The organism is Rahnella sp. 1L-D-7-B-C2 (assembly GCF_057290995.1).
The window spans coordinates 147,555-160,306 of sequence record NZ_JBXAVQ010000005.1; the positions used below are offsets into that span (position 1 = coordinate 147,555).

Sequence of the window (12,752 nt, forward strand, 5' to 3'; positions counted from 1 at the left end):
GTAATGAAAAATAAGACAGTGGTATGGCTATTAAGCACATTGTGCGTGACAGGTTTAACAGGGAATCAGATGTTATGGGCGGCGAATAAACAGCCGGAATTTAACTGGCAGGCTGCGCCGACAGAAGAGATGCGCGCCAGCCTGTCGTTACGTGATGCGATTTTGCGGGCGTTTGCGCGTAATCCGCAAATTGCCGAGGCGGCGGCGCAAATTCGCGTCGGCAACGGCAATCTTGATGAAGCCAAAAGTGCGTGGTATCCGCAGATTTCCCTTCAGGGAACCGCGGGAAAATCTCACCAGACGGACTCGGCGGGCAGCCTGAGCAATAACGCCTCCGCCGGGATCCAACTCAGCCAGCTACTGTACGATTTTGGTCGTACCGGCGGCAGTATCGATCAGCAGGAATACCTGTCTGACTCTTATCGCTATTCCCTTTACAGCACCATGACTGACGTCGCGCTCAGCACGATGCAGGCCTATCTGTCGGTCAAACGCTATCAGGCGCTCAGCCTTGCGGCCCGCGACAATATTGTCTCTATCGAACGTGTAAAAGACACCGCCAGGCTGCGCGCCGATGCCGGGCTGAGTTCGCAGTCCGACGTGTTGCAGGCCGAAACCCGCATCGCCGGGATGCGCGCCACTGTCGAACAGTACCGCGCCCAGCAGCGCTCGGCGCAGGCGCAGCTGACGGTGCTGACCGGCGTGGTCTCCGATAATCTGCCGGACCTGCCGCAAAGCCTGCTTGATCAGAAAGTCACTCTCGACAAAATCCCCTATGAGAACAGCACGCTGGTGCGCGCGGCGCAGGCCAAGCAGCAGGCGGCGATCCAGCTGGTAAATCAGACCGAGGCGCAGCACTGGCCGACGCTGAAAATTCAGGCCGGTCGCACCCGTTACGAAAATACCGGCGGAGGCGGTTCCTACTGGGACGATCAGGTACAGCTGGCGGTGGATGCGCCGGTGTATCAGGGCGGCGCGGTGAGCGCCAAAGTGCGGGCGGCGGAAGGCCAGCGCCAGGCAGCGCAGGCGGATGTGGAAAAAGCCAAGCTCGATATCAACCAGAAAGCCTCGACCGCCTACGCCGACATGATCGGCGGTCAGCAACGTCAGGTGGCGGGCGAAGAACAGTACGCCAGCGCCACGCACACCCGCAGCGTCTATCAGGACGAATACAAACTCAGCAAGCGCAGCCTGAACGATTTACTCAGCGTCGAACAGGACGTTTTTCAGGCGGATACCATGCGCATCGGCGCACTGTATGACGGATGGGACGCCACGGTGCGCTACGCCGCGGCGGTGGACAATCTGGTCGATATGTTAGGCATCGACCGCCAGAAACAAACCGGTGACACCATCCCGTCGCTGTAAAGGTCAGGCACGACGGGAATGACCCAGAAGCATTCGATAACGAGGTTGAAATGAGCAATGAAACAGCAACACCTTTGTCGATAGACGTCTGGATAAGCGCCATGGGGCGCGTGGCCGAATCCTTCGGTAAGCCAGCCGATCCGCTTTATCTTCGCCAGCAAATGCGCTGGTTCGAACATCAGCCATTGCGCCGTCAGCTCGATCGCCTCAGCGGCCTGATGGGTTTACAGGTCGGCATGGTCAGCTGGAGTCAGGTGCGCTGGCGCCAGGAAGTATTGCCCGCCGTGGTCACACTGGAACAGGGTGGCATTGCGGTACTGGAAAATCTGCACGATGACGGCACGGTCGATTACTGGCTGAGCGACGGCGGCGATTTACTGCGGTCGATGGAACTGGCGACAATGCTCGAACAAAGCACCGGCACGGTCTTCTTAGTGGGCGTGGCACCGCGCGGGCGCGATCAGCGCATTGATCAGTTCGTGCAGCCGCACCGCAAACACTGGTTCTGGGAAAACTTTCGCGGATCAGGGCGGAAAATCGCCGAAATCTCACTGGCTTCGATCATCGGTAACGTGCTGGCGCTGGCCGGGATCCTGTTCTCAATGCAGGTTTACGACCGCGTCATCCCGGCGCAATCCTTCCCCACCTTATGGGTGCTGTTTTTCGGCGTGGTGCTGGCGGCGGGGCTGGAATATGTCATCCGCCTGATGCGCACGCTGGTGTCAGATCTGATGGGTAAACGCATCGACCTCAAAGTTTCCTCGCTGTTTTTTGTGCGGGCGATGAACATCAAAAATGACGACCGGCCAAAATCCACCGGTTCCTTTATCTCTCAGCTGCGCGAAATCGATCAGGTGCGTGAACTCCTCACTTCGACCACCGTCAGCGCTGCCGCGGATATGCCCTTCGTTTTGCTGTTCCTCGCCATTATGTTCTTTATCGGCGGCCCGCTGGTGATCATCCCACTGCTGGCGATCCCGCTGATCGTCATTCCCGGCATTCTCATCCAGTGGCCGATGGCAAAACTGGCGAAAGAGGGGATGCGGGAAAGTGCGCTGCGCAACGCCGTACTGGTGGAAACCATCGAAGGAATCGAAGACATCAAAGCATTGCAGGCTGAAGCCTACTTTCAGCGTCAGTGGGAACAGACGCACGAAGTGAGCGCGGCAGTTGGCATGAAGCAGCGGCTGTGGGGCGCGCGCCTGACCGGCTGGGCCTCGACGGTGCAGCAACTGACCTACGGCGGTATGTTGGTGTTTGGCGTGTACCTGGTGCTGAGCGGCGATATCACCACCGGTACGCTGGTCGCCAGCAGTATGTTGTCATCCCGCACCATCGCGCCGCTGATGCAGCTGACCATGGTGTTCTCCCGCTGGCAGCACGCCAAAAGCGCTATGCACGGGCTGGATGAATTGCTGAAAAAACCCATCGACCGTCCGGCCGATGCCGAACTGTCGCACTGCCCGACGCTGAGCGGTCACTTCAACGTGCGCAATCTGCAATATACCTACGACAAAGAGAATGCGCCGAACGTACTCGGCATCGGCCAGCTGGAGATCAAACCGGGTGAGCGGGTGGCGATCCTTGGCAAAGTCGGCGCGGGGAAATCCACGCTGCTGAAACTGCTTTCCGGCCAGGCCAGCCCGTCGCAAGGCAAAATCCTGATCGACGGCGTGGACATGACCAAAGTCGAACCGGCCGATATCCGCCGCCAGCTCGGCTATCTGTCGCAGGACTCGCGCCTGTTCTTTGGCACGCTGCGACAGAACCTGATGCTCGGTTATCCGCACGCTACCGATCAGGAAATGTTGCAGGCGCTGCGCATCAGCGGCGCGCTGTCGATGGTGCAGGCCGACGCCTCCAGCCTCGATAAAGTGATTAATGAAGGCGGGCGCGGGCTTTCCGGCGGCCAGCGGCAAATGGTGATGCTGAGCCGCATGATCCTGCGTAATCCGCAGGTGGTGCTGCTCGATGAACCGACGGCGTCGATGGATGAAGCGCTGGAAGAGTACGTCATCCGCCAGTTGCATACGTGGCTGGTGGGACGGACGCTGATCGTGGTGACGCACCGTCCGGCGTTGCTCAAGCTGGTGGACAGGATCGTGGTGATGGACAACGGCCGCGTTGTGGCCGACGGGCCGCGTGACAAAATTCTGGCGACCGCCGCCAGCAATACGCCTGTACCTGCCGTTGCGGCAGCCACCGACAACCGACAAGGCGCAGCCTGAGCTGCTGAGGACACCGCATGGCACATTTAACATTGCACGATGAGCTGGAAGCCGAAAGTCGTAAAGTCTCGTGGATTATCTGGGCATCGCTCGCCAGCCTGTTGATCTTCTTCATCTGGGCGCGGTTCGCGGTGCTCGATGAAGTGACGGTCGGCACCGGTAAAGTGACGCCATCGAGCAAAGCGCAGCAGATAGACTCCCTCGACGGCGGCGTGATTTTAAAACTGCTGGTGCAGGAAGGCTCGGTGGTTAATCGCGGACAGCTGCTGGCGCAGCTCGACCCGACCCGCTCGCAGTCTAACTTCGGTGAAGCGGCCTCGCGGGTGCGCACGCTGCGTGCGTCCTCCGAACGTCTGAGCGCCGAACTGACCGGCGCACCGCTCAGGTTCAGCCCTGAAACCATGAAATCGCCGGAGCTGGTGGCGCGTGAGCGTCAGCTCTATTTATCGCGCAAGCAGAACCGCGATGAAACGGTCAGCAACCTCCAGCAGTCGCTGAAACTGGTGAATGACGAAATCAATATGACGCAGCCGCTGGTGGCCAAAGGCGCGGCGGGGCAGGTCGAAGTGATCCGTCTGAAACGTCAGGCCAGCGAACTGCGCGGAAAAATCGATGATGCGATTAACCAGTATGCAGTGCGCGCGCGCGAGGAGCAGGTGAAAAACAACGCCGATCTGGACGCGGAAATGCAGGTAATGGCCGGTAAGGAAGATCAGGTGACGCGCTCAGAGCTGTATTCGCCGGTGCACGGTATCGTTAAAGACATTCAGGTTTCCACCGTCGGCGGCGTGTTACAGCCGGGCGGCAAGCTGATGGAAATCGTGCCTATCGAAGACCAGTTGCTGATCGAAACCCGCATCAACCCGCGCGACATCGCCTACATCCGTCCGGGCTTACCGGCCACGGTGAAAATCTCGGCCTACGATTCATCGATTTATGGCGATCTCGAGGGCAAAGTCGAAGGCGTATCGCCGGACACTTTGCAGGATGAAGTAAAACGCGATCAGTACTATTACCGGGTCTACGTGCGAACGGACAAAGCCTTCCTGACCAACAAAGCCGGTCGTCAGTTCCCGATTGTGCCCGGGATGGTGGCTAACGTGGATATCAAAACCGGCCAAAAAAGTGTGCTGGACTATCTGATTAAGCCATTGAATAAGGTGAAGGAATCATTGAGGGAGCGTTGATTATAAGTTTTGAACATCGGTTTGGGCTGGTTTGAAAGTCAACGTCGAGGTCAAGACCTTGGGCTCGCCGCCCAAACGGGCCCAGAGGACGCGTAAACGCGCGCCCTCTGGACTCTCGCGTTTTTTAAAACACGTGCCTTGCATCCCGGCTATGTTTCAGCCGCCGCAGCTATTGCCGCAAAATCCCGCCGCTGCGCGGTGCCCTCTGGTCGGGTTACAACCCGCGCAAAAAGACGCGCGGTTTTCCACCTCTCCCTCCGGCGTGATTTTTGAACGCGGCCAGGAGCTTTTTAGGTCACAACTTCGCCCGCTCGGATCATTTCAAAAAACCAAATACGTCGTGCAAATTTACTTTCTCTGTTTTTTTAAATGGTGAGATGGCGCGATCAAAAAACCCTGCCGAACGGAGCGGCAGGGTTTTTACGCCACGCACTCGGTATTTACTTCACACTCACATCAATATCACCAAAGTATTTCTTCGACATCGTTTTCACGGTGCCTTCCTGCTTCACTTTCGCGATGGCTTTATCGAGTTTCTCTTTGGTGGCGGTATCACCTTTGCGCAGGCCGAAGGCGATGCCGCTGCCGAGGATTTTATCGTCACGCACCGCGTCGCCGACAAATCCGTAATCTTTACCGTCCGGACGCGACAGGAAACCGGTCTGACCGGCCGGTGCCAGCACTAAGGTACCGTCGAGGCGGCCGGAGGAGAGATCCAGATAGACCTGGTTTTGATCCTGATACGAGACGACATCGACGCCTTTCGGTGCCCAGTGCGCCTGTGCGTAACTTTCCTGAATCGAACCCTGCAATACGCCGATATGTTTGCCTTTCAGCGACGCCACGTCAGGCAGCAGGCCAGAATCTTTTTTGGCGATCAGTTTACTGGGTACGCGATAAATCACGTCGGTGAAATCAATCGCCTGACGGCGTTTCTCGGTGACGTTCATCGCCGAGTTAATGGCGTCAAATTTGCGTGCCTGCAATCCTGCAATCAGGCTGTCGAATGAGGTATCAACCCAGTCGCATTTCAGGCTGGCGGCGGCGCAGACGGCGTTGCCCAGATCGATATCAAAACCCTGTAATTCGCCGGTGGCGCTTTTGGATTCAAACGGTGGGTACTGCGCTTCCAGACCGAATTTAAGCGTGGAGCCGTCGGCCAGTGCAGAAAAAGAGGCCACGGCGCAGCCTAACAGTAATGCGATTTTCAATTTTTTCATTATTCACACTTCCCCAGCGTTATGTAGACAGATAAAAGTCAGTGAAAAGGCTCAGACGCGACACAGACGGCGGGCGCCTTCGTACAACGTGTCGTTATCTTTCGCGAAACTCAGGCGGATAAGCCCGGTGGGTTTGCTATTGCTGTAAAACGCCGACAGCGGAATGGTGGCTATCTGATGATCACGGATCAGACTCAGCACAAATTCGTCATCGGAGAGCGGGCTGAAATGGCTAAAACGCGCCAGCATAAAGAAGCTGCCACGGCTTGGCAGCAATTCAAACCGGGATTCGCTGAGCGCATCGGCCAGTAAATCACGTTTTTGCTGATAAAAATCCGCCAGACCGAGATAACTCTGCGGATCGGCCATCGCTTCGGCGAAAGCGACCTGCATCGGCGTGTCGGCGGAGAACATCATAAACTGATGCACTTTGCGGATTTCACTCATCAGTTCAGCGGGCGCAAGGCAGTAACCCACGCGCCAGCCGGTGACGTGATAGGTTTTGCCAAACGACGACACAATCACACTGCGCTCGGCCAGCTGCGGATGGCAGGCCATGCTCTCATGGCGTTCGCCATCAAACACCACATGCTCGTAGACTTCATCGGACAAAATAATGATGTCGGTATTTTCGGTCAGCGCGGTCAGGCGCTCGATGTCGAAATCGGTAAAGATCGCGCCGGTCGGGTTGTGCGGGCTGTTGATGATGATCATCCGCGTGCGGCTGTTAATGGCGCTCGCCACCTGATCCCAGTCGATGCTGAAATCATCCATCGAAAGCGCAATCGCCACCGGCTTTGCGCCCTGCAGGCGGACAATTGGCGCGTAGCTGTCAAACGAAGGTTCGAAGTAAATCACCTCATCGCCCGGATGCACCAGCGCGCTGATGGCGGAATAGAGGCCTTCGCTGGCGCTGGCCATCACGGTGACTTCGGCGTCGGCATCGTAATGGCAGCCGTAGAGCGCATCGACTTTGGCCGACAGCGCGTGACGCAGTGCCGCCACGCCGCTCATCGGCGCATACTGGTTATGACCCTCGCGCATGGCTTTGGTCACGCTGTCGATAAGTGACGGCTGACAGGAGAAATTCGGTGCGCCCTGTGACAGGTTCAGGGCATTGTGCTCGGCGCTCAGCTGGCCAATCACGGTGAAAATCGTGGTGCCGACGTCGGGTAATTTTGACTGCGGTAACAGTGCGCTTTTCATAGCAGGCTTCCCAATAAATCAGGCCAGACGGCCATAAGCGGGTTAAAACGGGTGTTCACCGATTAAGCAACAGTTCCCCTGTGCCGACAATAGAAAATTTGTCATACTCGGCATGATCACCGATCATGGCTTAATGACGATTTAACCGAGGTGCATGTGGCCCTTTCTTCCGAGTTGTCCCATCTGAATGCCCTGAATTTGCCGTCACTCAACGTGCTGAAAACTTTTGCCGTGGTGGCGCAGACGTTGAATCTGACCCACGCCGCGACGCTGCTGCACATCACACAGGGCGCAGTAAGCCGGCAGATAACCGGGCTGGAAGTGTCGCTGGGTTATCCGTTGTTTTTACGCCAGGCACGCGGGCTGACCCTGACTCCGCGCGGCGCACAGTTGTTGCCGCCGGTGCAACAGGCGCTGGCGCTGATGGGCGAGGCGCTAAAACGCGTCGGTTCGCACCCGGACACGCTGCGTATCAAATGTCCGACTTGTTCGATGCGCTGGCTGTTGCCACGGGTGATCCAGTTGCAAAACGACCGGCCTGATATGCGGATCGAGTTAACGGCGTCCATTGCGCACGGTGTGGATTTCAGCAATGAGCATTTTGATGCGGCGGTGATTTTTGGGCGGCCGCCGGAATCCCAGCGGCGCGCGCATCATCTTTTTGATGAAGTGCTGACGCCGGTGTGTACGCCGGACTTTTTGCCGCGTCACAACGGGCGTACCGACGTGGGCGATTTAGCGGATAAAACCTTGCTGCACCCGACGCGGGATCGCCGCGACTGGCTGATGTGGCTGCGCGAAGAGGGCGTGCAAAGCCTGCCGTCAGCCAAATCGCAGCATTTTGATACGCTGGATCTGGCGATCAACTCAGCGCTGCAGGGCTATGGCGTGGCGATTGGCGATCTGACACTGATCGAAGATGATTTGCAGGCGGGAAGGGTGATCGCACCCTTCCCGCTGTGCGTGGCAAGCGGCGCGGCCTATACGCTGTTGTACCCGGAAAATCCGACGCCCGCGCTGACGGTGGCCATTGACTATCTCACCGAAGAAGCGCGGCTCAGCCGTGAAAAGCTGAACGCGCTGCTTTCGACGTCACACCGCCTGGTCAGCGCGGTGTAATTAAGGTCTGAATCAGTACAACGCAGCCAGCGCACTGGCAATCGCGGCGGTCAGGTGGCTCAGCTCTGCCGGTGAAATGATGTACGGCGGCATCAGGTAAATCAGCTTGCCGAACGGGCGGATCCACACGCCTTCGGCGACGAAGTGTTTTTGCAACTGCGCCATGTTCACCGGCTCACGCATTTCAACCACGCCAATCGCGCCGAGCACGCGCACGTCCGCCACCGCCGGGTGTTCCGCCAGCGGCTCCAGTTCGGTTTTCAACTGCTTTTCGATGCTAAACACCTGCGCCTGCCAGCGGTTCTCTGAGAGTAAGCGCAGGCTGGCGTCGGCGACCGCGCAGGCCAGCGGATTACCCATAAACGTCGGGCCGTGCATGAAACATCCGGCCTCGCCGTTGCTGATGACTTCCGCCACGTGGCGGGTAGTCAGCGTAGCGGAAAGCGTCATGTAGCCGCCGGTCAGCGCCTTGCCGAGGCAGAGAATATCCGGCGAAATTCCCGCGTGATCGCAGGCAAACAGCTTGCCGGTACGGCCAAACCCGGTGGCAATCTCATCGGCAATCAGCAGCACGCCGAAGTCATCGCACAGCTCGCGTACCCGCTTCAGGTAAGCCGGATGATAAATCCGCATTCCGCCCGCGCCCTGCACCACGGGTTCTAAAATCACGGCGGCGATTTTGCGGTGATGCTCTTCCAGCAGGCGGGCGAACGGCGCGATATCTGCTTCATCCCACGCCCCGCCGAAGCGGCTCTGCGGCGCATCGGCGAACAGATGCTGCGGCAGATAACCCTGATACAAACTGTGCATCGAATTTTGCGGATCGCACACCGACATCGCGCCGAAAGTGTCGCCGTGATAGCCGTTGCGCAGCGTCAGCAGCGTCTGACGTTTCTCACCGCGCGCCTGCCAGTACTGCATCGCCATTTTCAGCGAGACTTCCACCGCCACCGAACCGGAGTCGGCCAGAAACACGCATTCCAGCCCGGCAGGGGTCATCTCCACCAGACGTCGTGACAGCGCAATCGCCGAAGGATGGGTGATCCCGCCGAACATCACGTGCGACATTTTGCCGATCTGTTCGACCGCCGCCGCATTCAGCTGCGGGTGGTTGTATCCGTGTATTGCCGCCCACCACGAGGACATGCCGTCCACCAGCTGGCGGCCATCGGCGAGTTTTAGCATCACGCCGGACGCCGATTCGACCGGATACGCGGGCAGCGGTTTGGTCATGGAGGTGTACGGATGCCAGATATGGCGCTGGTCGAATTCAAGATCGGCGGGGTTCATAAAAGATTCCTGCGGGTGCAAAGTTGTAAACTAAAAAATATAATTATCGTTGACCGTAAACTAAAACGAATCGAGAATGGTTGACAGTATACCGACCATAAAAACGTTCACGAAACATTTATTTTGGAGTTGTCGCGATGACCACCCGCACCCAATGGACGCTTGAGAAGACTCAGGCACTGTTTAACAAACCCTTCCTTGAGCTGATGTTCGAAGCTCAGCAGATCCACCGCCAGCACTTTGATCCGCGTCAGGTTCAGGTCAGCACGCTGCTGTCGATCAAAACCGGTGCCTGTCCGGAAGACTGTAAATATTGCCCGCAGAGTTCCCGTTACAAAACCGGGCTGGAATCCGAACGTCTGATGGAAGTTGAACAGGTACTGGAATCAGCGCGTCAGGCGAAGGCCGCCGGTTCGACACGATTCTGTATGGGTGCGGCGTGGAAAAACCCGCATGACCGTGACATGCCTTACCTCGAGCAGATGGTGCAGGGCGTGAAAGAGATGGGGATGGAAACCTGCATGACGCTGGGCTCGCTAAATACCACGCAGGCGCAGCGTCTGGCCTCAGCCGGGCTGGATTTCTACAACCATAACCTCGATACCTCGCCGGAATTTTACGGCAGCATCATCACCACCCGCAGCTATCAGGAACGTCTGGATACGCTGGCGGAAGTGCGCGGCGCGGGCATTAAAGTCTGCTCCGGCGGCATTGTCGGCCTCGGTGAAACGGTCAAAGACCGCGCCGGTTTACTGATGCAGCTGGCAAACCTGCCGGTGCCGCCGGAAAGCGTGCCAATCAATATGCTGGTGAAAGTCAAAGGCACACCGCTGGCCGATAACGACGACGTCGATCCTTTCGATTTTATCCGCACCATCGCCGTGGCGCGCATCATGATGCCGCAATCCTACGTGCGTCTCTCCGCAGGCCGCGAGCAGATGAGTGAGCAGACGCAGGCGATGTGCTTTATGGCCGGTGCCAACTCGATCTTCTACGGTTGCAAACTGCTGACTACGCCAAACCCGGCGGAAGACAAAGATTTGATCCTGTTCGGCAAACTCGGTCTGAACCCGCAGGTGTTCGAAACGGAAATGGGCGATAACCAGCAGCAGGCCGCGCTGGCCGAACAGCTGGTTCACGCCGATACGCCGCAATTCTACAACGCTGCCGTCTGACCGATGAGCTGGCAAACGCGGATCGATGCCGCGATATTCGCCCGTAAACAGGCCGCCGCATTTCGCGTGCGTCAGCCTAACCGTGGCGGCAGTGCGCGCTTTCTGACCCAGGGCGACCGGCGTTATCTGAATTTTTCGGGTAACGATTATCTCGGCCTGAGTCAGGACGCTGAAGTGATTGCCGCCTGGCAGCAGGGCGCGCAGACATACGGCACGGGCAGCGGCGGTTCCGGTCACGTTACCGGTTACAGCGATGCGCACGCGGAGTTTGAGGGGCAACTGGCAGCGTGGCAGGGGTATCCGCGCGCGCTGCTGTTTATCTCCGGTTTTGCGGCCAATCAGGCGATTCTGGCGGCGCTGATGCAACGCCAGGATCGCGTGCTGGCGGATAAACTTAGCCACGCGTCTTTGCTGGAAGCCGCCGCGCACGCACCTTCGCAGCTGCGTCGTTTTCATCACAATCAGCCGGATTCTCTGCAAAGTCTGCTGGAAAAACCGGTGGCCGGCGAAACGCTGGTGGTGACCGAAGGCGTATTCAGCATGGACGGGGATGCCGCGCCGCTCGCCGGTTTGCACCGTTTGTCGCAGGCGCACGGCAGCTGGCTGATGGTGGATGATGCTCACGGCGTCGGGGTGATCGGCGAGCAGGGACGTGGCAGTTGCTGGCAGCAGGGCGTCCGCCCTGAGCTGCTGGTGGTGACCTTTGGCAAAGCGTTCGGATGCAGCGGAGCGGCGGTGTTGTGCGATGACGCAACGGCCGACTATTTGTTGCAGTTTGCCCGTCATCTGATTTACAGCACCGCGATGCCTGCCGCGCAGGTCTGTGCGTTGCAGGCCTCGTTGGCGCGGATCCAGCAAGACGACGGTCTGCGTGATAAACTGGCCGCCAATATTGCCCGTTTTCGCGCGGGTGCCGCCGGATTGCCGTACGGGCTGACCGGGTCACAGACCGCGATCCAGCCCGTTATCGTGGGTGAAAATCAGCCCGCGCTGGATCTGGCGGCAAGGCTGCGCGAGTGCGGGTTGTGGGTCAGCGCCATCCGTCCACCGACGGTGCCACCGGGCAGTGCGCGCTTGCGTATTACCCTGACGGCAGCGCACAGGCCGGAAGATATCGATTTTTTGCTGGAGTCCCTTCATGGGTGCAGTCACTGAATTAGTGAATAAACAAGCGGTGGCCGACGCGTTCAGTCGCGCCGCCATCAGTTATGAAAATGCCGCGCAGTTGCAGCGTGATGTCGGGGAGGAATTACTCTCTCTCGCCGCGCCGTACCTGACGATGTATGAACTTGACGGCGTGAAAAACACCGTGGTGGATGCGGGCTGCGGCACCGGCTATTTCAGCCGCCACTGGCGGGCGCAGGGCAATCATGTCATCGCGCTGGATCTCTCCGAGGGCATGTTAACGCGTGCCCGCGAGCTGGATTCGGCCGACGAATATGTGCCCGGTGACATCGAGCGTTTGCCGTTCGCCGACAACTCCGTCGACATCTGTTTCAGTAATCTGGCCGTGCAGTGGTGCAATGCCTTGCCGCGCGCGCTGGAAGAAATGCACCGCGTCACCCGCAACGGCGGGCTGGTGATTTTCTCCACGCTGGCTGAAGGCTCGCTGAACGAACTGGCTGCCGCATGGATGAAAGTCGACGGGCGCCGCCACGTGAACAAATTTCTGACGCCGGACAAAATCGCCGAAGCCTGCGCGCCGTATCGCCATGAAGTCACTTTCAGCGATCACGTCGCCGAATTCCCTGACGTGATGTCGCTGATGCGATCTTTGAAAGGCATTGGCGCGACGCACATCAAAAACGGTCGCATCGGCGGGCTGGGCGGGCGAGAGCGTCTGCAATTGCTGGAGAAACATTACGTCCGCCGCGACGGCATCCTGCCGCTCAACTACCGGATGGTCTACGGCATTTTGCAGGTGGAAGAACTGATCCCACGTTAATCTACTCCTCCCCC

10 protein-coding genes are annotated in these 12,752 nt (G+C 58.3%); 7 read left to right on the plus strand and 3 right to left on the minus strand.

The window, feature by feature from the left end:
• Window positions 1–69 precede the first annotated feature (69 nt).
• Genes AC0Z7K_RS10825 through AC0Z7K_RS10835 form a run of 3 tightly spaced genes read left to right on the plus strand, consistent with a single transcriptional unit; the run spans window position 70 to window position 4,783 of the window.
• Complete coding sequence (locus tag AC0Z7K_RS10825; RefSeq protein WP_485614549.1) at window positions 70–1,368, plus strand: TolC family outer membrane protein; 1,299 nt, start codon at window positions 70–72, stop codon at window positions 1,366–1,368.
• A 50-nt stretch (window positions 1,369–1,418) separates the two neighbouring features.
• Complete coding sequence (locus AC0Z7K_RS10830) at window positions 1,419–3,596, plus strand: type I secretion system permease/ATPase (RefSeq protein ID WP_485614377.1); 2,178 nt, start codon at window positions 1,419–1,421, stop codon at window positions 3,594–3,596.
• Window positions 3,597–3,613: 17 nt separating this feature from the next.
• Window positions 3,614–4,783 carry a beta-barrel domain-containing protein gene (locus AC0Z7K_RS10835; RefSeq protein ID WP_413529323.1) on the plus strand — a complete coding sequence of 390 codons (1,170 nt, stop codon included), beginning with the start codon at window positions 3,614–3,616 and terminating at the stop codon, window positions 4,781–4,783.
• 440 nt (window positions 4,784–5,223) lie between these two features.
• Here the strand turns inward: AC0Z7K_RS10835 and AC0Z7K_RS10840 are convergent, their stop codons facing one another.
• Both AC0Z7K_RS10840 and AC0Z7K_RS10845 read right to left on the minus strand, forming a co-directional pair.
• Complete coding sequence (locus AC0Z7K_RS10840) at window positions 5,224–6,003, minus strand: ABC transporter substrate-binding protein (protein WP_485614379.1); 780 nt, start codon at window positions 6,001–6,003, stop codon at window positions 5,224–5,226.
• A 51-nt stretch (window positions 6,004–6,054) separates the two neighbouring features.
• The gene (locus AC0Z7K_RS10845) at window positions 6,055–7,209 is read right to left on the minus strand and encodes a methionine aminotransferase (protein ID WP_485614380.1); all 1,155 of its coding nucleotides are present in this window, start codon (window positions 7,207–7,209) and stop codon (window positions 6,055–6,057) included.
• Window positions 7,210–7,365: 156 nt separating this feature from the next.
• On the opposite strand from AC0Z7K_RS10845, the gene AC0Z7K_RS10850 reads away from it, so the two are divergent.
• Entirely contained in the window at window positions 7,366–8,328 is a 963-nt protein-coding gene (locus AC0Z7K_RS10850) for a LysR substrate-binding domain-containing protein (protein ID WP_413529326.1), read from the plus strand.
• 12 nt (window positions 8,329–8,340) lie between these two features.
• On the opposite strand, the gene bioA is transcribed toward AC0Z7K_RS10850, so the two are convergent.
• Window positions 8,341–9,618 (minus strand): adenosylmethionine--8-amino-7-oxononanoate transaminase, encoded by a 1,278-nt coding sequence (gene bioA / locus AC0Z7K_RS10855; protein ID WP_485614382.1) that lies wholly within the window; start codon window positions 9,616–9,618, stop codon window positions 8,341–8,343.
• 137 nt (window positions 9,619–9,755) lie between these two features.
• Here bioA and bioB point away from each other — a divergent pair, with 137 nt between their 5' ends.
• From bioB to bioC, 3 genes are read left to right on the plus strand one after another with little or no spacing between them, the layout of a single operon-like run.
• Window positions 9,756–10,793 (plus strand): biotin synthase BioB, encoded by a 1,038-nt coding sequence (gene bioB / locus AC0Z7K_RS10860; RefSeq protein WP_112166958.1) that lies wholly within the window; start codon window positions 9,756–9,758, stop codon window positions 10,791–10,793.
• Between the two features lie 3 nt (window positions 10,794–10,796).
• Window positions 10,797–11,948: an 8-amino-7-oxononanoate synthase gene (gene bioF / locus AC0Z7K_RS10865; protein WP_485614384.1), complete on the plus strand. Its 1,152-nt coding sequence runs from the start codon at window positions 10,797–10,799 to the stop codon at window positions 11,946–11,948.
• Window positions 11,932–12,738 carry a malonyl-ACP O-methyltransferase BioC gene (bioC, locus tag AC0Z7K_RS10870; RefSeq protein ID WP_485614386.1) on the plus strand — a complete coding sequence of 269 codons (807 nt, stop codon included), beginning with the start codon at window positions 11,932–11,934 and terminating at the stop codon, window positions 12,736–12,738. The genes bioF and bioC overlap by 17 nt, the downstream gene beginning before the upstream one ends.
• The last annotated feature ends 14 nt before the right edge of the window (window positions 12,739–12,752 follow it).